This window comes from Kriegella aquimaris (genome assembly GCF_900103215.1).
Taxonomy (GTDB): Bacteria; Bacteroidota; Bacteroidia; order Flavobacteriales; family Flavobacteriaceae; genus Kriegella; species Kriegella aquimaris.
Genome location: NZ_FNGV01000001.1, coordinates 228,057 through 251,221 on the forward strand (window position 1 = coordinate 228,057; position 23,165 = coordinate 251,221).

The following is a 23,165-nucleotide window of genomic DNA, read 5'->3' on the forward strand; positions in this document are numbered from 1 at the left end:
AAAAGATACTACTTTTTACCATTCAATACAATAGATTTGGTCTTCTATCTATGCTATATAAATAACATTAGTCGCCCGAAAGACGTACGCGAAGTGTGGTCTTACGATCTTTCATGATATATGCAGGAAGTCGTAATTCGATGCGTTTTAGGTTCTCTATTTGCCGATCCAATTCTAGTGGCGCTGGATCCAAGGAAACCACGGATACCGATATTTCGGGGTGGGATAAATTTTCCAATTTTAATTGTTTCCCATCTTGACGGAGTATCGCCCCTCCCTTTACTATCTCCACATCGGCAATGGTAAGTAGCTGCCAAGTCACCAATTTCGTTGAATCGGAAGCTTCCAAGGTATCTTCTATTAGCAACGATGTCGGACTATCTTTTACAAACCGACGGTGCGCACTCTTAAGTTGTCCTTCAAAGGCTGCACTTAGGTCAATAGTGGTTTCTGGTTGACTACCATCTTTAAAATCTGTAATAACTGCTTTACCGTCAACTACATGATGTTGATCGTTTACGGTCAATGTACTATGACCGAAGTTGTTTTTGGTCAGAAGCGTCCAACGTTCACACTCCTGACACCTGTCCCAAAGATTAAAGCCGGTCTTTTCAAGATCGTGATAGCGCTGATTACCTGCGTCGATGGACCAACGTACCCCGTTAAGTTCAAATACGAAGGAACCGCCATCCATATTGCCATGATTGACCGTTCCCCTACCCCCTTTTCCACCAAAATAATATTGATGGGGATCATTGGCTTCTGCTCTAAATATTACGATGGGATTATCACCTTCTCCTTTCCAGGCCAATGGGGTTTCTTGATCTTCTTTTTCTTTATACTGGGAAATCCATACCAATCCGGCACCGGCATTTCTAGCTAATTTTCCCATACCTTCGGCAGGTGCCAAAAAACGGTCTTCTTCAAAATAAGCTTTATTACCCGTTTTAGAGGCAAACCAAGCCAAGGTAATATCGCCTTGCTCACTACGTTTATCCCCGCAATCGGCAAAATTATAATACCAACCTGAAGGAGCATTACTGAGTAACCTGAAGTTGGCACTCTCCATTAAGGCAGGAAATTCGGCCAATCCGAAATCGGTATCGAATGCACTTTCAAACATAGCGGCAGTAAAAACGGTAAAAGAAGTACCATAAGACCAATAGGTGGACCCTTCAGGGTAAACACCATCAGGACCATATGATACAAGTGCCTGAGGCATACTGTCTAATGCCCTGCCAATAGTCTTTGCTGCCAATTCAGGGTTTTTATCGGCCGTTACTATGGAGGCAGCTATCATACCGCCATGGCACACCTGGTTCCAGTTATTGTTACCGCCTACCCAGCCGGTATTTCCTTTTTCATTATAACTAGGTTTAATTCCTTTTTCGATTAGTGCGGTTTGAGCTAGTTCAACCGTGCTAGAAGGCAACGCCTCACCGGCCCAATCAATACCGAACGCCACGGCCATAGCCATTTCCGCTACGTCAAGGTAATGTGAGGGGTTCCAATCCGAGAAATTACAGACCGCTTTTAGTTCTTCATCGATTCGTGCTAGAATAACAGGATCTTTTTCGATACGATAGACCATCCCCAACATATTCATACGATACAACATTTCTCTTGAGACATGAAGCAATCGTCGGCCCTCTAGTTCTCTAACCAATAATGGTTCTTTTTGAATTTCAACGGCGTTTGCCTGTATCGCCTTGTACAAGTTTTGAACGACGGGATCCGATTTCAGTTTCTTTTTAAGATTTTTTTCAATTTTGGGATTCAATACTAATTTTGGACCCTCTTTTTTTAGTTTTTTCTGCAGGTACTGTACACTTATCGGATTCTGTAGTTTTGGCAGATTTGCGGTAACCTCCTCTTGTGCTAGCGATATTTTTACAGTTACGAAACATAATAATGATAATAGGTAGACTTTTTTGAATGGCATTTGGTATTCGCTTTAAATTAAATGGATAACGCTAAAGTCGTAAAAAAAACAAAGCCATCGAATGAAGATGGCTTTGTCTTTATAAATAATACATTCTGTTACCAACCAGGGTTTTGACCTAGGTCTGGGTTTTGGGAAATTTCAGATAGTGGAATAGGCCACAAATAATGTTTGTTCTCATCAAATTGAGGTGTAGCCCAGTCAGAGTCACCAAAAGGATCGATATAGGTTTTACCAGAATCTGGATCTACGGCTGTTTTAACCGTTGCACCTTCATAACGTGCTTCGGCCGCTGCATCCCAGAGAAGCCCCAAATCTTTCTTCGCTAATTTCGAACCTTGTTTCCAGCGTCGAAGGTCGTCATAACGGAAACCTTCCATAAACAATTCAACACGACGCTCTCTTCTGATTTCGACAAGCAATGGTGATATGCCGTCACTCGTATAGCGGGGATCGACCGGTACATTGGCCATGTCAAGATGTGGCATGCCCACACGGTCCCGTAAAGCATTGATAGTAAGATCAATATCTGTCTGCGTAATCGAACCCAATTCAGCAACCGCTTCTACATAATTTAGTAAGGCTTCGCCCAAACGTAACGTAATGGCAGGTGTCCAAGATGTATTGTACGATCGATAAGCGGCTGCAACATCGTAAACTTTTATAATCTGATAACCCGTTGCGCTCTTTTCACCACCTACCATACCGGTGACACGAGGGTAGACAAAGTCGCCGCTGTTGCCAAAATTGTAAAACTCCCGATCCTCAGGGTGTAAAATGGTTTGTCGTAGTCGGGGGTCCCTATTTACAAAAACATCTTCAATAGTAGCGTCTCCGGCATAATCGGTTGATAATGTTATAGGTAACCCATCTGTGCACAGATAATCTTCAACCATACTTTTGGTAGCTCCACCATTATACCCTCTCCAATACGACATTACGTGGTTCGTATATTGTCCCGGATCATATTTTCTCCAAAGAATAACTTCTGGGTTGCCATCAAGGTCTAATTGACGGTGATAGGCATTATAGTCATGTTCGGGATCACCAGTGCTATATAATGAATAACCGCCATTGTCGATAAGTTCCTTAGCTGCATTTGCAGCTTCGGTAAGCCACATATCACTATTGCTACCGCCATGGTATTTTTGCCAAGTGCCCTCAAAAAGGCAGATTCGTGACTTGACCAATAATGCCGCCCATCGGTTCAAACGACCATGATTGCCTCCATCACCCCAGGATTCAGGAATGTTTGCTACAGCAAAATTTAAATCTTCCAATACGTTTGTCATAACCTCATCACGTGGTGTTCTGGTACTATTTAATTCTTCGGAGTCAGTTGCTAATTCTTCATCAACCCAAGTGATGTCACCGAATTTTGATACCTTGTCGGCGTAGAACCACCCTCTAAAAAGACGCGCTTCTGCTCGATATTTATCCTTGATTTCTTCGGAAACATTGGCAAGATCGTACTTCTCCAAACCAATATTTAAGGAACGTAAAAAGTTCCATCCGGAGTAACCATACCATTGGGCACCATCGGGCACTACATGAATGCCTGCTCGCAAAGAACGATACCTATCATGTCGGCTATGGTTTGCTACGATGTTATCGGAAGCCTCATCCAGATACCAAATGCCATATTTATGACTATTAAAACCATCTGCATGACCCATCATTGGGGGTACTTCATGGTCTTGCCTTGCCATGTTATAGAAGTTATTATTATACACCTGTAGGTCACTTTCGGTGGCCCAAAATGTACCATCACTTACGCTGTCTAGTGGTGTTCTTTCCAAAAAGTCATCATTGCAGCCGAGCAAAAGAAGTATAGCTGCAAACCACATTATATTTTTAATTCTATTAGTTTTCATAGTATATATTTTCTTTTGATTAAAAGGATACATTGACTCCAAAAGTGATTATTCGCTGTAAATAGTATTCTTGCGTCACGGTAAATATCGATTCGGGATCTAGCGGTTTATGCATTTTCGTAGATTCCCATAAGTTTTGACCTGATAGGTATAACTGGCCCTTGCTCATACCTAAATCTTCAAGTAATGTACTCGGCAGATTATAACTTAGCGTAACATTTTTAAGTCGTATATAAGCGGCGTTTTGAACATAACGCGATTGTGGTAAAATATTACGTTTGTCAGAAGTACCGATCAATGGTTTTGCAAAATATGCATTCGGATTATCGGGGCTCCATGATTCCGTTAGATAGTACTTCTCAACAAGGTTGGCGTTGTTCGGGTAAAAGGCATTCCAGTTACCGTTGCTCGGTAGGTAATCTCTAAACAGCCCCTGAAAAAATAAATCTAATGACCAATTTTTATATTTGATATCGGGGTTGATTCCAAAGGAATAACGTGCCGTCTCATTCCCAATTACTTTACGGTCACCTGAATTTCCAAGCGTTGAACTTCCGCTATCTATTTTACCATCACCGTTTAAATCAGCATACTGCATATCACCTGCCGACCAGTTGTTTCCAATAGGAGATTGATCCGGTGCAGCGGCCACCTCGGCATCTGTTTGAAAAATACCAACGGTTTCATAACCCCAAATTTCACCAAGTTTTTGACCTACATAAAACTCTGAAAGTGCTCCCTCTGGATTAATATATTTAGTGATTTCCGATTGGCTGTCAGACAAGGCAAGATTTAAGCCCCAACGGCCATGATCTCCAAAGGTATCTCGCCATGTAAGGGAAAGTTCCCAACCTTTGGTTCGCAAATCTGCTGCGTTGAAAGCTGGTCCATTTGTGCCCAAAATACCTGGGTATTCAATTGACATCAACATGTCTTTCGTATCACGGGTATAAAAATCCGCATTAATGGCAAGCTTGTTTTTAAACAGTGACAAATCCACTCCGAGGTTCTTTGATTCTACAGTTTCCCACGTTAAGGTCGGACTCACTAGACCTCCTGGACTGACATAGGGCGTTCTTCCTGAACCTAAAATATATGGCGATGTATTTGAATTTAAGCTAGAAATGTAAGGGTAATTTCCGTACTCTTCTTCTACTGCTTGGTTACCCAAAGACCCCCAAGAACCACGTATCTTAAATTGATCCAACCATCCGCTTGCGTTCTCCATAAAGGATTCTTCTGAAACAATCCATCCCGCAGAGAACGAAGGGAAGAAACCAAAGCGATCATCGGTAGGGAAACGGGAAGTGCCATCATAGCGACCATTGGCTTCAAACAGGTATCGGTCCTTATAAATATAATTAAAACGATAGAAAGCACCTCTTAGAGAAAAGTCAGATTCATTCCCACCCGTAGTTTGAGCCCCAGTGGTGGCACTTATATTGGTAATTAAAGGGGTTATCAGAGTTTGGGCACGAGCAGAAAAGTAACGCTTATGTCCCCATTCTTGGTTAAAACCGATCATGGCTTTAACAAAGTGGTCTTTCTCGGTACGATCTGCATTAAATTCGTATTCCGCAAAGGCATTAAAAACATAATACTCGTTACGGTCATTGTTTTCCTCAATAAAATCATTACCGCTAAGACCATTGGTAAGTATAGGATCTGCATTAAGATCGGTACTTACGATTTCAATTTTACTGGCAACTTGCTTTTCATTTCTGTTAAAGCTATTGTATGAGAAATTACTTCTGATTTTTAGCCCTGGAGCGGGATCTAAAGTAACTCCTTGGGTCAACCAAAGATCACCAGCGACAAAGGTATCTCGGCCACCATCTTCCAAATAAGGAAAAAAGGTACCAAAATATTTACCGATTAGAGGCTCGTAGGTTGCACGGTCACCCGGTGTTTGGTAGTACGGTAAATCGGGAAATTCTAGCGGCGTTATTGCTGTAACCCTAGCTACCGTATTAATGTTAACATCCCAATTGTAAAAGTGCGGTTTATCGCTATTTTGATTGTTATACACAATTTTAGAATCTAGATTCAGCCAGTCATTGACCTGATAATCGGTCTTCATCAAGATGTTATAACGACTAAACTTCTCATTTTTTTCGGTATTATTAATATAGCCCGTTTTACTCAGATAACCAAAAGAAACATAATAAGACGCCTTTTCGGTAGCGCCACTTATACTAAAGTCATACGTCTGTTGGGGACTAAAATCGGCTATTGCTTTATTGTTATAATCGTTATCACCATAAAAGCGTAAATTACCGTTAACCACATCCCAAGCATTTTCGAATGTTGGATTCTGAGAATAGCGAAGTGTACCTGCTACGAATTCATCGTCATACCTTGGCTGTCCACTAGTGTTAACCGTAGCTTTGTTAATATATGTAACCAGATCATAGGGGTCGGTTACTGGATCGATATGAAATATCGGTTTCGCATACGATTGTTGGGTACTGAAATTAATGGTTGTTTTACCTGCTCTTCCTTTTTTTGTTTCTACCAAGATTACCCCAAAAGCCCCCCTTGCACCGTAAACGGCCGCTGCAGAGGCATCTTTAAGTACGGAAACACTTTTAATATCGTTCGGATTGATACGTTCCAAATCCATAGGCACCCCATCCACCAATATTAAGGGACTTCCACCATTAATTGAGGTGAAGCCTCTAATGTTAAATTCGGCAGATTCGGTAGGATCCCCATTTCTTATCGAGATATTAAGGTTGGGAACGACCCCCTGTAACCCTTGCCCTGCAGAGGTAATGGGCCTGTTCTCGAGGCGCTCTGCGTCGGCAATACCCACCGAACCTGTCAAGTTCTTCTTTTTCTGGGTACCATAACCTACAACAACAACTTCTTCGAGTTGACCGGCATCGATAGGTAGACTTGCGTTCACAGTGGATTGTCCTCCAACGGCTATTTCGGTTGTTGTATACCCTATATAGCTAAATATCAAAACGGCATCGGAAGCCACCTCAATCGAATAATTACCATCAAAATCGGTGACGGCACCGGTTGATGTTCCTTTTACAACGACACTTGCACCTGGTAAGGGAATGCCGTCCTCATCTGTGACCGTACCATTTACAATCGATTGTATTTTTTCCGATAAAGAACTTGGTTCATTTAAATCCGCATGAGCGAATGTAGTTGGAATGCCCATCGAAAAAAGCAAAACAGGCAGAAGAAAGCCCGTCGCTTTTGGCATCAGTTTTTGTAAGCGATTTTTCATCATAATAAATTAAGTTAGTTTAAAAAATAGTTGAGATACTCTGGTTGCACTTGTAGTTCATTTGTTCCCGAAATTTATACAATATCCTAATTGTCACTAATATTGAATTGCCAAACAACAGCTATATATTTTTAACAGCTCTTAATTTTTGCTATCATTTGGTATTATATTAGAATGAAAAGGACCTAAAAATTATCAGTTAACAAATTTTTAACTTTTCGAAGATAGGTATAGATTTTAAATAAAAAAACAAAAAAATCTTTTTTGTATTTATTATAAAGCATCAGGCCCTTAAAAAAAACCTGTATTGAGCAACGATTAAAGGGCTTGACAAAAAAAGGGATCATACCTATAGAAATGTCCCTCTCACGTCCACTTGTGAGGATATTCTTATTGGATTATTACAAAAAGAAGAAAATTACTCAGGATCAGACCTATCCCCTTAAAGTGAAATTGACTGGGGTTCACTTTGATTCTCTTTCATTATTTCTGAAAAAATTTGGAAAGATTTTATTCGTTCTTCCTGATTGTAAATATGGGAAACTACCATCAGCTCGTTAACTCCGGTTTCCTCTATAAAAGACTGAGTTCTTTTACCCACCGTTTCCTTACTCCCCACGAAGGCATATTTCAACATACGTTGAAAAGCTGGGTCTTGGGAAATTTGTCGCAATTCAGGGGTCATTTCAATGGGAGCCTTAAGATAATCCATTAGACCGGTCATCACGCCTACCATCAGACGTAACATTGAAGTTGATATTCGCTCGGCCTCAGCATCGGTATCGGCAGCAATAACATTGATGCAAGCCATGGTATAGGGGGCCTCCAAATATGCCGAAGGTTCAAAATTATTGTAATAAATATGCAACGCTTCGAATAAATGTGTGGGGGCAAAATGACTTGCGAACACATATGGCAATCCTTTTCTAGCTGCTAAGTGCGCACTATCGGTACTTGAACCCAATATATATAACGGAACGTCTACGCCCTCGGCCACCGTTGCTCTCACTTTGGAACTCCTGTTTTCTTTTGAAAAATACTTTTGAATTCGCCCAACTTCTTCGGGAAAATTATACACCGCCTGCGTTCGGTCTGAACGGATAGCCTGAGCCGTGAGTTGGTCGGTTCCTGGAGCTCTTCCCAAGCCGAGGTCAATACGTTTGGGATATAACGAACCGAGGGTGCCGAATTGTTCGGCGATGAGTAAGGGAGAATGATTTGGCAACATAATACCGCCAGATCCTACGCGTATGCTTTTAGTACCCCCGGCGATATGGCCAATCAATACTGAAGTGGCAGAACTGGCAATGCTGATCATATTATGATGTTCGGCCAACCAAAATCTAGAATACCCAAGTTTTTCTGCTTCTTGAGCCAGTTTAAGGCTATTGTTAAAGACATCGATCAGTTCAAAGCCCTCACCTACTGTAGCCAACTCTAATATAGAATATGGAATTTTTTCACTTTGTTTCGTCATAAGTATACTCAATTTATTACGGTATTGATTTGGTCGTAATAGGTGTCAAAATCTTAATCATGGAAATACTAAAATAATTCTTAAAGTTTTACAATTCGAATGACCTGATATTCCTCGAATATTAAAATCATCGCATTAGGTTGGTCAGCTAAAAAAGTCTTTACTCCTCCTTTGAAATTTTAGAAACCTTACCCTGATACCGAATTGGAAATCGCTGTGAACTGTTGACGTTGAAAGTACTTGATAAATTAGGCATTAAAATGGCCCGAACCGTGAAATTTTCAGCCTTTCGTCTTATCTTAAAACTTATTTCGTACCGCTTTGTTTGTTCATCTTGAGAGATTTCATAATCTTCAGGTACTCCTTCAAATTGAATATTACCGTTATCACTATCATAGCCACCACCCATCTGTCGTTCACCAAAATAAGGCAAATAAGCTGATACACTATCACCTTCTATGCGCAAATAATTGGAATTCCCAATTAAGTTGATATGACCTGCATTGCTGCCAGGGCCCATTAGACCGGCGTTAGCAACACTGTTCAAGCTAGATGTTGCCAGTGGAGAAGCCCAATCGGATACGATTTCAAAGGATTTGTTGGCCATTAAGTCATCCAATTGTTGGCTTTGAGCTTGAGAAACCGTTTTCTTTGAATGTGAGCCACAACTCATGACGGCGATTGCCGTGAATAATAGTAGTACTTTAGTTTTCATCATTGTTATCTTTTTAAGCTACCTTAATTTAATCATATTCCAGGTATTTGTTTTTAAAATTTTCCTAAAGTTCACGAACAGTCTTTTGGTGGCATAGAAAGAAAGAGAATCGGTTTCGATTTGCAACAAAATGATAAAAGAGCTTTTGTGAAAATCGATTGGCTATACTTCAAACCTTTGAGCTTTTACATTTCCCGATATTTGACTCAATAATTTGCAAACATTGGTTACTTTTGGAACTGAACCCAATGACTTATGAAAACCATGTTTACTACCACCGCCAAGTTCGTAATTGCTATATTTTTTTTAGTTGGAACATTAACGGGAGAGGCTCAAAAGAAATTTGGAGGACTGGCACTTTATACGGTTCGCGATGATATGGGAACCAATGTCAGAGCTACGTTACAGGCCGTGTCGGATGCAAATTATAAAAATATTGAAGCGGCAGGGTATGCTGATGGCAAATTTTACGATATGACTCCAAAGGATTTCAAACAACTTCTCAAGGAATTGGATTTGCGACCTATCAGTTCCCACCAAGCTACGGTTACCTTGGAAAATGCAGACGCCATGATCGCCGATGTAAAAGCTGCGGGGTTCAAGTATTTCGTAATTCCGATACCACCGATGGGGCTTTTCAAGTATGACCAAACCAGTCAATCTATGGGTATGACCGGTGGTGCCGCCAATTTGGCCAACATAATCAACACGATAGGAAAAAAATGTAAAGCCGCTGGTTTGAAATTATTATATCATAACCATGATTTTGAATTTAAAAAGGATAAGGATGGTATTGTGCCCATTGATTATTTGTTAGAACACACCGATCCTAAATATGTCAATTTTCAAATGGACCTTTATTGGGTAACCAAAGCAGGTGCAGATCCTGTACAGTATTTCGAAAAATACCCGGGACGCTTTAAAATATGGCATGTTAAAGATATGGACGACCAAGGTCGGTTTGCTCCTGTTGGAAATGGAAATATTGATTTTTCAAGAATTCTTGCACATAAAAAACTATCGGGAATGAAGTATTATATGGTTGAACAAGACAAAACCTTTACAATGAAGCCCCTAGAGGCGATAAAGGTGAGTCATAAAGCCCTCCCTAAAATTGGCTTCCATTAAATTTACCTAGAAAATTAAAATAGCGTGATTAATTTAGAGTTACTAATCTAAACTATTTGTTTTTTCTGAAATGTTTCTAATCACTGAATCGATTTCCTGTGCCGAAGAAAGCATATGTGTCAATAAGTTCTTTTTCTCCTTTTCGGTGAGTTCTTCGGTTTTTATCAAGTCGATAATCCACATTAAACGAGCGACAGGAGCCCGAACAGAGTGAGATTGTTCCCATGCAATTTCCTTAAGCCGTTTATTCTGTTCTTCTACGGTTTCTATATATTTTAGTTTTTCCGTTATATCATTTAAAACACCTATCATTCTCACAATTTTTCCTTTTTTATCTCGAATGGCATAGGCCATTTCCTGAACATAGGCGTAGGTTCCGTTCTTTCTTTTAAAACGATAGGCAATCGACCATCGTTCCGCCTTCGAATTTTCTGAAAAGAGTAAGAATTTGTTCCGATTTTGTATAAGATCATCGGGGTGTACCAAAGAACTCCATTCAGAAATGGAATAGGGTTCTTTATTTAACTCATGACCAAATAATCGCGTAAAACTTTCCCCCCATTTAAAGTTATCTTTCTTTAAATCCCAATCGTAGATCGCATCATTGGTGGCTAGATGTACATAATTGAACAATTCATTTCTTGATCGTAGTTTTTTATCTTTTTTATGATTTTCGAGTATGATTCCTACAAGGGAGGCCAATCGTTCAAAAAGCTTCAGTTCATTTTTAGTGGGTTTGCGATTAGTAGCATAATAATTGGCAAAAGTGGCAATAACTTCCTTTCTAGAATTAAATATAGGCTGCGACCAACAAGATTTAAGCCCAAAAGAAAGTGTTACGTCCCTAGAATCTTCCCATAGCGGATCAGTAGCAATGTCTTCCACTATAATTCGCCTTTTAAAGAAAGCTGCCGTGCCACAAGACCCTGCTTTCGGGCCAACGCGGAGTCCATTTACGGCGGCAATATATGCTTTGGGTAATCCAGGGGATGCCAAATTCTTCAATCTCCCATTTTCAACCGTCAAAATAGACGCCTTCATATCGGGGAAGATTTCTTCAATACCTTGAATATATTCGTGAAAAACTTCTATGGTGTTCGGTGTGATTTCCATAGCATGTTCCATAATCTTCCGCTCCAAATGCTCTAATCGGGCAACTTTGTCGTCTTCAAAGTAGGGTACTTTTTCACTCTTTTTTGACAAACAACTTATTATGGACAAATCGGGTAACCAAGAAAATGTCCAATCTAGTGACACTATTGAATCATCTTTCAGAAAATGCCTGCAGGTACAGCCTGCTTCACCTATATTGCTTTCTTTTGTTTTTTGTAATGTGGATATCACATTATCTTTATCAGCGCTATGGATCGTATCAAGAAATACCCGACTTGATAATTGTCCACTTAATTCGTTGCCGGCCAGATTTGACCATAACAGCACACCCTCATCTAAAAAGAAAACAATATCAGATGATTTATTCACAATGCGCTTGCAAACTTCAATAACCTCCGTCGTATGCGTAGTATTTATCATTTAAGCATATGAAATTGTTAATAGGGGAAAAAGAAAGCATCACTTAAAGGTAAGAAAATAAACACAAATAGCATATGACATGAATCATATAAAGTTAATATTTAACGTAAAATAGTCAAAATGTCATCACAATTGATAAGTACCCTACTTGTTATCCCTTATAAGACCCATAGGGAGGCCATTTTAAGCGTCAATAATACGAAATAATAATATTATTTTTCCCATTTCATAATTTAGTAAATTCTATGGAGTCTGAAAACCATTTTCATTATAAGATACATAAGCCATATGGTATGCTCAGCCAACTCAGTTCGAACGACACCAAAGAAATTCGAAATAAAAGGTTTTTGACCGAACTATATGATTTTCCGAAAGGTGGTATGCCAATCGGTCGACTCGATGAAAAATCTGAAGGACTTCTTTTATTTACAAGCGACGGAAAATTAAGCGATACCATTAATCGGTCTGGTCTAGAAAAAGAATATTATGCCCAACTTGATGGTGTGATAGACGGTAAAGCCATCTTAAAACTACAATCAGGAGTCGAAATTGGGTTTTCCGGTAAAAAATACCAGACAAAAGCCTGTGTTGTCAAACAACTTTTAAATAATCCGGAATTTACCAAAGCCAACGAGCAATTGCGCATTGGAAGACATCGGCCCAGTTCATGGATTAGTATTACACTCACCGAAGGTAAATTTCGCCAGGTTCGTAAAATGACTGCTGCTGTAGGTTTCCCTACATTGCGCTTGGTCAGGGTACGAATAGCGAATATTCATTTAAACGATTTACCTCCTGGGAAGGTGCTACCCCTAACTCCTAAATTTTATGAGCAATTCAGTGAAAAAAAATAGCCCAACTATCCGTCAGGCTATTCTATATACTATTGATCAAAAAATACTGATCTTATTATTTGATGGCTACAAGCTCTAAATCAAATGTCAAATCATGCCCAGCCAAAGGATGGTTAGCATCAATAACAATATGATCTTCATTTACCTCGGCGACTCGTAGTTCGCGCTCTGAACCATCGGTATTTTTGGCTACAAGCCCCATACCTACTTCAGGTTGAATAGTATCGGGCAATTCTTCTCTATTTACCTTTTGAAACAATTCTTTTTGAACATCGCCGTATGCCTCCGCCTTAGGTATAACTACGGTCTTCTTTTCGTTCACTTCCATATCTACCAAACCTTTTTCAAACCCTGGAATTAAACTGCCTTCACCCAAAGTCACTTCAAGCGGCTCCCTGTCTACAGAACTATCGAAGATTTGACCATTGTTTAGTTTTCCGGTGTAGTGTACTTTTACTGTATCCTTCTCCTTCACTTTACTCATAAATCTATTTTTACTGATTATAAACTTAATAAACGAGGGCAAAGGTACGGGCTATCAATCGGTTGAACGAAAATTATAGAAATAATTATGATATTTATTTGGTTCTATGAAATAGATCAGGAAAAGTGACCTTAACCATATTGTAAAAATTAGTTGGCGAGACAGGACAATGTGGAAAGTAAATACAAGCGCCAATAATGAAAGAGGATGTAGTATAAATGAAGAACGATTTTATTCTGATTTCGGTGTCGCGACCAGAACCCACATTTGTTTGTCATTTTCTTTCTTCCAGTATCCAAAATCATCGACTTCCTTTAATATACTAAATCCCACTTTTATTAAATCTTCTTTAACATAATTAGTTGATAAGGTATGCCCCGCTGTTTGCTCATCTCTACTTTTACCTATTTTGTGCGCTTTTAGTTTCTCCAGAATCAATAGACGTCCATTAGGTTTTAATGCTTCTTTAATGTGCGATAATATCTTTAAATTATCTTCCATTTCATGATACGTGTCCATAACTACAACCACATCAAGCAGCCCCTTGGGTAAATTAGGGTCGTCATACTCCCCAAGAACCACTTCTACATTAGTCACATTTCGGTCCTTTATGTGCTTTTTTAATTCGGTAAGCCGATATTCGGCAATATCTACCGCATAAACTTTTCCTAATGGCCCAACTTGGTTGGAAAGGTGAAAAGTAAAATAACCTTCATGACATCCAATATCTGCAACTTGATCTCCTTTTTCTATTGTTGCCAATTTCATTAACTCAGGGACTTTCATCCAAAGGTCACGTTCTTCCCAGTCTTGTTCATTATATTGTGAAAATGCCATAAGACAACTCAGGGCAAATAGCAGTATGGATAGGCCGTTTGTTTTAGATTTCATACCTCTAAGATAATACCATAGAAATTATGATTTTGTTAATTTTAGAGAATATTTCCATGATAGTCGCCATTAAAACGACGATATTATCAATCATTTGGTACTTTTCTAATGGAATATTGACCATTGCTATTTCGGGAAATAGCTATATTTAGCCCAAGTAAAAGAACACCTATAATTAGAGCAAAAACTAAAAAACATATTCATTGCCTATGAAACCTATAGTACAAATTTCTTTAGATCTTACGAACATTGACGAGGCCCTTGAAACGGCTGCACTCGCGTTACGCGCAGGAGTAGATTGGCTAGAAGCCGGAACGCCATTGATTTTGGCAGAAGGTCTGCACGGTGTTCGCAAACTTCGTGAAGCTTTTCCTGGAATACCTATTGTTGCAGACCTTAAAACTATGGACGGCGGCTACCTGGAGGCGGAAATGATGGCCAAAGCTGGTGCCACACACGTTGTGGTCATGGCTAGGGCACACGAAGAAACCATAAAAGTTGTCGTGCAGGCGGGTGCCGATTATGGTGTAAAAGTAATGGGAGACAATTTAGGTTGTCCTGATATGGTCGAAGGTGCAAGACGACTCGAGAAATTAGGTTGCGATTATGTCATACACCATATTGGTTATGATGAACGTAGGGGCATTGCCGCTCAGGGATTAAAGATGCCGAGTCCGATGGATCAATTAAAAGAAGTGGTCAATGCGGTAAACGTTCCCGTACAAGCTGTTGGCGGACTTACATTAGAGCAAGCAATTCAGTGTCCAGAATTTGGAGCGCCACTTGTGGTTCTTGGGGCTCCGTTGACCATAGACGCCGATTCTTTCAAAACGGCCGATGGTGATCTTGAAGGATCCTTGCGACTTATATGTGAAAAAATACATGCATACGGAGAAGTTTAATAATATTTAAATCATAATTAATGAAATCAATTGCTGTTGTTAATTTCGCGCCCGAAAAAGGAAGTGTCGAAATTCGTGAAATAGAAAAGCCATCGATAGGCCAAGATGATGTTTTATTAGAAGTCGTCAATGTCGGTGTTTGCGGTAGCGATTTACATCAATGGACTGCCGACCACAGTTGGCCCGTCAACTACCCTGTTGTACTTGGGCATGAGTTTGGTGGCCATATTGTAGAACTTGGGTCTAATGTCGTAGGTTGGAAAGAAGGTGACCGGGTGGTCAGTGAAACCGCTGCCGTTATCGACCAGAACAGCCCGCTTTCCAAACAAGGCCTTTACAACCTCGATCCGACCAGAAAAGGTTTTGGATATGGGGTAAACGGGGCCATGACTAAATTTGTAAGGGTGCCTGCTAGGTGTCTTCATAAAGTACCCGAGAGTTTACCTTTTGAGCAAGCCTGTCTAACAGAGCCCTGTTCGGTCGCCTATAATGCAGTAGTGGTCAACTCACAAATACGACCGGGAGACCGGGTATTGGTAATAGGCCCTGGAACTATTGGAATTCTCTGTGCCGCAATGGCCAAACTCTGTGGCGCCAGTGTTGCTGTTGTTGGTCTGGAAGCGGATCGCGGTAGATTGGCAATAGCGCAACAATATGGTTGTGAGGCTATTGTTGGCGATGCCAGCGAATGGGCAAAGAAACAAGACGGTCTTGGTGTTGATTGTGTAATCGATGCAGCAGGTGTCAGTGCTACGTTAAAGATGGCCTTGCAAGTGGTTCGACCAAACGGACAGATTACCAAAGTAGGTTGGGGTCCGCAGCCTCTTAATTTCTCTTTAGACCAATTGGTACAAAAAAATGTTCGGTTACAAGGAAGTTTTAGTCATAACTGGCCCATTTGGGAAAAGGTACTTTCCCTTTTGGCTTCTGGCGATCTTGATGTTAGACCTATTATAGGAGGAGTGTGGAACCTTTCCGATTGGCATCAAGCTTTTGAAGAGATGCACTCGGGCAATGTGGTCAAAAGTGTATTAACACCCAATTGATGATCTACTATGCGTTTAAATAACAAAGTAATTCTTATAACGGGATCTTATACGGGAATCGGCCTTGCCATTGCCAAAGCCTGTATAAATGAAGGTGCCAAGGTAGTCTTAAACGGACTCGAAGATGATCAGGGCAAGTCTGTTTTATCAGAATTGGATACCGAAAATGCCGTGGCCATTACTGGAGACATTGCGCAAGCTGGCATACCGGAACTTTTAGTTAAAAAAGCTATAGATACTTTCGGACAATTGAATGCCGTAGTAAATAACGCAGCAATGGTTCCGCCGTCAAACGTAGAATCAACAAGTACTGAATTGATGCACAAGGTAATGGCTGTTAACGCCATTGCCCCACTGGCCATCATTCAGAGTGCCCTACCCTATTTGATACCCGTTCAGGGCTGTGTGCTTAATATTGGTTCGATTAATGCTTGGGGCGGAGAACCTGGTTTACTGGCTTACAGCATGTCAAAGGGAGCGCTGATGACAATGACCCGTAATATCGGTGACAGCCTCTTTCGTGACAAGGGGGTACGCGTAAACCAAATTAATCCGGGGTGGGTCTTGACCGAAAGGGAAATGGCCGATAAAAAAAAGCAAGGAATGGTAGATGATTGGTATAAAGATTTGCCTAATATCTTTGCCCCTGCCCAGCGTATTTTTTCTCCTAAGGAAATAGCCGCTGCGGCCCTATATCTGCTTTCCGATGAATGCGGACCAGTTAGTGGTCAAGTGATGGATTTGGAACAGTTTCCTATGATTGGACGTAACCTTCCCAAAGAATGGGACGGGTCACACGATTTTTCTTGGAGTACACGCACCAAAAAATAATCTCAATCAAAAATTAAGAATTTTAGAAGTTTATAAACATTGGGAGGATATCGATTTTACCGACATCCTCTTTTAATCATTAATTTGAAGTATGCCAAAATTAGCAGTATTCCCCAAAGCCTTTATGCAAGAACTTTGTAAGGATGGAACAATGAAAGTTTCCGAATGGATAGATTTAGCCGTTGAATTGGAAGTCGACGGTTTAGAGTGGTATGCCGGTTTTCTAGAAATGGCCGATACCGCGAACTGGCCTATTTTCCGAAAAGAAGTAGAAAGTCATGGAAAAGTAATACCTATGCTTTGTTGCTCTCCCGATTTCACACATCCTGATGCAGCTTTTCGTGAAAAGGAAATTGCAAAACAAAAAGGTTGGATCGAGATGACATACGTTCTTGGCGGGTCATATTGTCGGGTATTATCAGGTCAAAGACGACCTGAATTGACGATTGAAGAAGGTATCGACCTTGCCGCCGAATGTATTAAAGCCTGCCTACCCTTGGCAGAGAAGCTAGGAATTACCTTGATTTTAGAAAATCATTATAAAGATGATTTCTGGGAGTATCCCGAATTTGCACAGCAAATGGATATTTTTTGTAAACTGGTCGAACGAATCGAACACCCTAATTTTGGAGTCAACTATGACCCAAGTAATACTTTTTTAGCCGGGGAAGACCCTTTGGAACTGCTTTACAGGGTATCCGATCGCGTAGTCACCATGCATGCCAGTGACCGTTATTTGAAAGAAGGTACTATCGAAGACCTTCGAAAAGAAGAAGGTGGAGCCATGGGGTACGCCAAAAGATTAAGCCATGGTGAAATAGGAAAAGGCCTCAACGATTATGATGCTATTTTTAAAGAACTAAAACGCGTCGGGTTTGATGGATGGATCAGCATCGAAGATGGCGTCGATGGTATGGACCAACTGGAGCGAAGCGTAGCTTTTCTACGAAAAAAAATTGTTGAATATTGGCCAGATTTTGTTTGATTTATTTGACCATCCGACTTTCGATGGTTACCCTTGCGGAAGCACGATTAGGGCAAAATTATTGAAATGAATTTCTGCCCTTTCCGATTCCAAAAAGAGGTGACCTTTCTTGATCGTAGATTCATTAATTCAATCGATTTTTTCCGTGTTCCCCAAAATTTATAAGAAATTGTTTTAACACCACCAACGCCGAACTGTTCACCATGAACACAAGCGATTGGTGGTTTTACCCTATCACGAATATTTTTATTGGACCCAATCCTATTCAAAGATCTGAACTTCAACACCTACAGTCAGACGCGATTATTCATGGGTTTGTTGTCACTCCAAACGAAACAACAAGTCATTCACGACTTTATAGGTATCGGGATTGGTATTTACATATATCCAATCAATCGGTTTCCCACTGTTGTCCTTCCATATTAGGTAGGACTCATATTTTGAGTCTAAATTAATTTTGTCTTGCCGGGTATGGCGATTGCGGGCATGGGCCAATATAAATGATTAAACTTGTTATCCCAATTTAAAAATAGAAATGTCACTCTTGAGCCGTATCACTTAGCTCTGTAATTGGGGTAAGCATTACTTTTCTGAATTCGACTTCAGCACCCTCTGCTTGTAAAGCAATTTGACCACTGCTGGCGGTGGCATCATAGCCATAGTTTACTAAATCACCATTTAGCCAAACCTTTATTTTGTTACCAAGACACTCAATAGTCATATAATTCCACTCTCCTAAAGGGTTTTCTGAATCATCGGTCAGATTTTTGATTCTACGCTTTTTGCCCTCGGTAATGCCCCACTCTCGTTTTGGGCCTCTTCGCTCCAACATATTTTCCGTAGTAATATCTTGTACAATACACCAAAAATCCCCAGCATTTTCGTGCATCATCTGTACTTCGATTGATTTTGGGAACATTTTATATAAAGACCTCGGGGTCGAGGCAAACACCAAAACACCACAATTGCCTGGTTCCATAGCAAAGCGGTACTCTACATTTAATCTAAAATCATGGTAATTCGCATCTGTAATAAGATGTCCTTGAGGCGTACCAAGACTGACCAACATTCCGTCTCGTATAATAAAAGGATTGATGGCTTCAGGAACCGTATCCATTTTCGGTACATCAACGTGCCAACCGTGCAAATCTTTTCCATTAAAAAGACTAACGCTAGATTTTGAATTGCAACCGAGCATTATACTGGTAAAAAATATAAGTAAAAAACCGTATTTCATAGCTATCGAAATTGAATATTCATAGACTTTATCGAACGATAATGCTGCAATCGTTTACAGCATAACCTTTTTACCGGTTTTTATTGCTTCATAAATGGCATCGATAATTTTTAAATCCTTGACCGCTTCATTTCCATCAACCGGCACTTCAGGTTTTTTGTTCTCTAATATAATTTTTGCCATCTCATCCATTTGAACGGTTTGATGGGTTACAATAGGTTCTGTCAAGGGACCTTTATGCGTGCGTCCCTTAATAGGACCATATCCTGTCGATGGTTGCATTTCAGCAAATCCGTCAATACCATTAAGGTAAAATCGGTCAAGATGGCTTACGGCATAGGTAGAAAGACAAGAAGCGACTGCACCACTGGGGAAACCCATTTGAAATTGTATAGTTTCATCAACGCCTTCCTTAAATTTAACAGGATCGGTCTTTGTCTCTTGGGCAGTAACCCAAATGGGTTCTTCACCCACCATGTATCGCGCACCATTGATTGAATAGATGCCTATGTCCATCATCGAACCGCCTCCGGCCAGCTCTTTATTTAAACGCCATTGCGTGGGGTCACCAATTTTAAATCCAGATTGACCTTGGAAAAATTTAATATCGCCAAATTCTCCAGCTTTTCTCATACGTATGACTTCAAGTGTATTCGGCTCAAAATGCATACGATATCCCACAAGTAATTTTACATTGGCATCATTACAGGCTTTAATCATTTCTTCCCCATCCTTAGCATTTATAGCCATGGGCTTTTCACAGATTGCATGTTTACCCGCCTTGGCAACCCGTATTACTTGATCGTGGTGCAATGCATTAGGCGTAATAACATACACCGCATCGATATCGGGATTATTTTTAATTTCATCAAAATTATCATAGTTATAACAATTCTTTTTGGGAATATTATAAGTGGCCTGCCAATCAACTATTTTTGAAGGGGTACCGCTTATAACACCAACTAATTTTGCCCGTTTACAAGTTTTCATTGCCTTGGCAACCCTGGTGCCATAGCTACCAAGGCCCATGATGGCAACACGTAGCATAGGACCTTCATACACTTCATCGGAAGTTGCAAAAAGACTTGTGGAGTTAAATAAGATTGGCGCACTTAAGGCCGTAACCGTAATTTTTTCAATAAAATCTCTTCGTGATCCCATATTCCAAGCAAAGTATTAAGGTTAATTAATCCGAAAAATTATGATAATTTGTTCTAAAATACAGTTTATAAAAAATTTAAACAATTTTACTTTCTAAAATGCTTGAGCAGCATGCTGATTTATTAAGGATTTTTTTAAGTACATCATGGAAAATATGAAGCATGTCTCCTCTTATCTTCTAAACCTCGAAAATATCATCAACTTTTTCTTGGTATTGATAAAATAGACACCTGTCAACAAAATTGCGGCCGCAACAATGGATTGTGTCGTAATTTGTTCGTTTAAAAAGTACCAGCCCAACGCTAATGCCACAATAGGATTTACATAGGTAGAGGTTGCTACTTTTTCAGGAGAAACAACCTTTAATAAGTAGTTAAACGATGTAAAGGCTACTATACTGCCGAAAAAAATCAATAACAACAAGGAATATTGTACGGGCGAACTCCAAGTGGTAGGTGCTGACCAAGTTTCACCGAACAGCAGACTCGCCAATAATAAGATAACACCGGCCATGACCATCTGATATCCGGTATTGACAAAGTAGTTGGATGGCAAATTCGCCCTTGCAACAAAAAGACTTCCATAAGCCCAACTCAGCATAGCCAGAAAAATCATGAACATACCGAGAACTGAATTTTCTTGGTTGATGATCTCCTTTTGGCTTACCAATAAATAGATGCCTATAATTCCCAAAACAACACCTATAAGTGACATCGTTTGAATTTTTTTACCTTCCAGTACACGCATTAAAAAAAGTACTACCAGCGGCTGTGCCGAAACTTCCAGGGCCGCAAATCCACTATCGACATATTTTAAGGCCCACACCACGGTTCCATTTCCGAATGCAAGAAACAAGAATCCGGCTATGGTTGTATTTATCCATTGTTCCTTGGATATGGATATATTTATTCTCATAAACTTCGCCAAAAGAAAAATCAGCAGACCCGCACTGCCAAAACGAACGGAGGCCAACATAAATGGTGGTAACTCGGTAACAGCTATTTTGTTTAAAAGATAAGTGGATCCCCAAATCACATAGATAGAAAAAAAGGCAAGTATGATAAGTGTCGTATTCCTAGGTTTACCCATGAAGAATTAGGATTGTCAATTTTCGCTTCAATATTAAGGATAACCTTTATTCTTTCGGGTAAATCTGAAAGAATATTTAAAGGTACTTTCCTTGAAGACCAAAAAACCACAATGCCCTCGCCATGATTAAATAAGCAAACGAATGTCTATTAAACAACTGTTATAAGGATACAATTAAATCTTCGGGGATGTCGATGTCATCGGACTCACTTTCTGATAGTCCGGTTTGTTCGAGGAAGTCATTCGAAAAAAGCTTTTGCATATCTTTAGAGAGTAGGGCGCTTCTATATGATTTCCATGTTTTAGCCTTGTCACCGTACATATAATCTACCAAACCAGGAAAATTCCAAGATGAATTTTTTCCCCAATGTATGGTAAATGGAATATTATTTTGCTGAAGAACCTCTATCATTCTTTTGGAAAATCTCTCTAGGCTAATCAGTTTTTTTGATTCTTTCCAAAGTACACCATCAATCTCTATCATACAGGTGGTAGGGAATTGGGCGAAAGACAAGGTAGCATCTGATTTTTTGATAAAACGCATCGCGTATATTCCTGGTATTGGGCCTTCTTTTTTGGTGAGATCTACTAAAACTTTTAGGGCTTTAGCACAATCTTTGACGTCTACTCCGAAAGAGCAGGCGAAAGCAGGACCTTTATAAGGTGCATCCCAAAACGTTTCGTATAAGGTGCCCAATGATTCCTCATTTACATCGGGAAGTATCTGTTTTTGGAGTTTTTTAATAAACCAAGGAATACTTTTTGGAAACTTTCTGCTAATCTGTATCAGCAGATGAATTACATCACGATATAAAGATTTGTCTATGGTAGTAAAGGGGTCGGGATAAGAGCTTCGATGAGGCTTCTTGTACATTAGCTCTACCACATATTTACCATCATCTATGTAGGGATTAATAAAAACCTTATAATGATAAGGTGTTTTGCCTTTACCGTTTGCATCCGTTTCACCTTCAATCTTAAAATCAGTGTTTTTGAAATCCATGGTTTCAGAGAGTTTCAAGGCCACCTTTTTATCAATTTTACGAACATATCGCTTTAATAGATACAAATCTTCCCCCTCCACTACTACACCGTGTATAAAACCAAAGGAACCAAGACTTACAAGGGCAGCATTAAAAAGACCATCATTACGAATGACCCGAGCATTAAATTTTTGTGCAAAAGCATCATTCAAGGCAGGTTTGGTATGACGTTCAAGATATACAATATCTTCAGGGTTGGGGCCGATAATCAAGTTTATGCCCACAACATGATCTTGAACAGATCCTTCATTCAGTGCTGAGCCATGCACCCCTGTGGAAATACAACCTGCTATAGTCTGACCGTTACTGGCGCCACTTACTTTTAATGACTTCCCATTTTTTTCAAAAACCTGTGAAATTTCTTTTACCGTGTTTCCACATTGAAAAAAATAAAGGTTGGTACTATCGTAGTTGGCATTAGAATGCATATCCTGTGGCAAAATAGGAAAGGACAAATTCATGTAGGCATTGTAGTGCATTCTATCTTTATTATGCGCCACTGAAGACATTGACCAGCGGGAACCATAGGCCCTAAACCCGTGGTTATTGTCCAAAGCCTCCTTGATTAACCTTTGCATTTCCAACGCGGCATCATTATAACAATCAACCGCTGAAGGTATGGTGGCTTGTCCTTCCAATCTGGTAATTTGTAAAAGTTTTAATTTGTGGGGTCCGTTTCTATGTAGGGTATACCACTCGGTTTTTGGATAGGAGGTTGTGTTGGCCATA

Annotated in this window: 18 protein-coding genes; 6 read left to right on the forward strand and 12 right to left on the reverse strand. The window is 40.0% G+C overall.

Annotated elements, in window-relative coordinates; translation table 11 throughout:
• Positions 1-67 precede the first annotated feature (67 nt).
• The 5 genes from BLS33_RS01035 to BLS33_RS01055 form a co-directional block, all read right to left on the reverse strand.
• Positions 68-1,942, reverse strand: coding sequence for a heparinase II/III domain-containing protein (locus BLS33_RS01035; RefSeq protein ID WP_089884409.1), 1,875 nt, complete (start codon positions 1,940-1,942; stop codon positions 68-70).
• Between the two features lie 98 nt (positions 1,943-2,040).
• The gene (locus BLS33_RS01040; protein ID WP_089886129.1) at positions 2,041-3,816 is read right to left on the reverse strand and encodes a RagB/SusD family nutrient uptake outer membrane protein; all 1,776 of its coding nucleotides are present in this window, start codon (positions 3,814-3,816) and stop codon (positions 2,041-2,043) included.
• Between the two features lie 19 nt (positions 3,817-3,835).
• Entirely contained in the window at positions 3,836-7,063 is a 3,228-nt protein-coding gene (locus tag BLS33_RS01045) for a SusC/RagA family TonB-linked outer membrane protein (protein ID WP_089884411.1), read from the reverse strand.
• 439 nt (positions 7,064-7,502) lie between these two features.
• Complete coding sequence (locus tag BLS33_RS01050) at positions 7,503-8,537, reverse strand: LLM class flavin-dependent oxidoreductase (protein ID WP_089884413.1); 1,035 nt, start codon at positions 8,535-8,537, stop codon at positions 7,503-7,505.
• Between the two features lie 160 nt (positions 8,538-8,697).
• Positions 8,698-9,255: a DUF4251 domain-containing protein gene (locus BLS33_RS01055; protein WP_089884415.1), complete on the reverse strand. Its 558-nt coding sequence runs from the start codon at positions 9,253-9,255 to the stop codon at positions 8,698-8,700.
• Positions 9,256-9,516: 261 nt separating this feature from the next.
• On the opposite strand from BLS33_RS01055, the gene BLS33_RS01060 reads away from it, so the two are divergent.
• A complete protein-coding gene (locus tag BLS33_RS01060; protein WP_089886131.1) occupies positions 9,517-10,380 on the forward strand; it encodes a sugar phosphate isomerase/epimerase family protein in 864 nt (287 codons plus the stop codon).
• Between the two features lie 42 nt (positions 10,381-10,422).
• On the opposite strand, the gene BLS33_RS01065 is transcribed toward BLS33_RS01060, so the two are convergent.
• The gene (locus tag BLS33_RS01065) at positions 10,423-11,913 is read right to left on the reverse strand and encodes a PAS domain-containing protein (RefSeq protein WP_089884417.1); all 1,491 of its coding nucleotides are present in this window, start codon (positions 11,911-11,913) and stop codon (positions 10,423-10,425) included.
• A 245-nt stretch (positions 11,914-12,158) separates the two neighbouring features.
• Here BLS33_RS01065 and BLS33_RS01070 point away from each other — a divergent pair, with 245 nt between their 5' ends.
• Positions 12,159-12,767 carry a pseudouridine synthase gene (locus BLS33_RS01070; protein ID WP_089884419.1) on the forward strand — a complete coding sequence of 203 codons (609 nt, stop codon included), beginning with the start codon at positions 12,159-12,161 and terminating at the stop codon, positions 12,765-12,767.
• Between the two features lie 55 nt (positions 12,768-12,822).
• Here BLS33_RS01070 and BLS33_RS01075 read toward each other — a convergent pair whose 3' ends face one another.
• A complete protein-coding gene (locus BLS33_RS01075; protein ID WP_089884421.1) occupies positions 12,823-13,251 on the reverse strand; it encodes an FKBP-type peptidyl-prolyl cis-trans isomerase in 429 nt (142 codons plus the stop codon).
• A gap of 231 nt (positions 13,252-13,482) precedes the next feature.
• Positions 13,483-14,142: a class I SAM-dependent methyltransferase gene (locus BLS33_RS01080; RefSeq protein WP_089884423.1), complete on the reverse strand. Its 660-nt coding sequence runs from the start codon at positions 14,140-14,142 to the stop codon at positions 13,483-13,485.
• Between the two features lie 209 nt (positions 14,143-14,351).
• Here BLS33_RS01080 and BLS33_RS01085 point away from each other — a divergent pair, with 209 nt between their 5' ends.
• The 4 genes from BLS33_RS01085 (at position 14,352) to BLS33_RS01100 (ending at position 17,906) form a co-directional block, all read left to right on the forward strand.
• Entirely contained in the window at positions 14,352-15,044 is a 693-nt protein-coding gene (locus BLS33_RS01085) for an orotidine 5'-phosphate decarboxylase / HUMPS family protein (protein WP_089884425.1), read from the forward strand.
• 20 nt (positions 15,045-15,064) lie between these two features.
• A complete protein-coding gene (locus tag BLS33_RS01090; protein WP_089884427.1) occupies positions 15,065-16,090 on the forward strand; it encodes a zinc-binding dehydrogenase in 1,026 nt (341 codons plus the stop codon).
• Positions 16,091-16,099: 9 nt separating this feature from the next.
• Positions 16,100-16,921, forward strand: coding sequence for an SDR family NAD(P)-dependent oxidoreductase (locus BLS33_RS01095; RefSeq protein ID WP_089884430.1), 822 nt, complete (start codon positions 16,100-16,102; stop codon positions 16,919-16,921).
• A gap of 91 nt (positions 16,922-17,012) precedes the next feature.
• Positions 17,013-17,906 carry a sugar phosphate isomerase/epimerase family protein gene (locus tag BLS33_RS01100; protein ID WP_089884432.1) on the forward strand — a complete coding sequence of 298 codons (894 nt, stop codon included), beginning with the start codon at positions 17,013-17,015 and terminating at the stop codon, positions 17,904-17,906.
• 538 nt (positions 17,907-18,444) lie between these two features.
• Here the strand turns inward: BLS33_RS01100 and BLS33_RS01105 are convergent.
• The 4 genes from BLS33_RS01105 to BLS33_RS01120 form a co-directional block, all read right to left on the reverse strand.
• Positions 18,445-19,143: a 3-keto-disaccharide hydrolase gene (locus BLS33_RS01105; protein ID WP_089884434.1), complete on the reverse strand. Its 699-nt coding sequence runs from the start codon at positions 19,141-19,143 to the stop codon at positions 18,445-18,447.
• Positions 19,144-19,197: 54 nt separating this feature from the next.
• Positions 19,198-20,304 carry a Gfo/Idh/MocA family protein gene (locus BLS33_RS01110; protein WP_089884437.1) on the reverse strand — a complete coding sequence of 369 codons (1,107 nt, stop codon included), beginning with the start codon at positions 20,302-20,304 and terminating at the stop codon, positions 19,198-19,200.
• Between the two features lie 171 nt (positions 20,305-20,475).
• Positions 20,476-21,393, reverse strand: coding sequence for an EamA family transporter (locus tag BLS33_RS01115; protein ID WP_089884439.1), 918 nt, complete (start codon positions 21,391-21,393; stop codon positions 20,476-20,478).
• Between the two features lie 160 nt (positions 21,394-21,553).
• The gene (locus tag BLS33_RS01120; protein WP_089884441.1) at positions 21,554-23,164 is read right to left on the reverse strand and encodes a D-arabinono-1,4-lactone oxidase; all 1,611 of its coding nucleotides are present in this window, start codon (positions 23,162-23,164) and stop codon (positions 21,554-21,556) included.
• Position 23,165 lies beyond the last annotated feature (1 nt).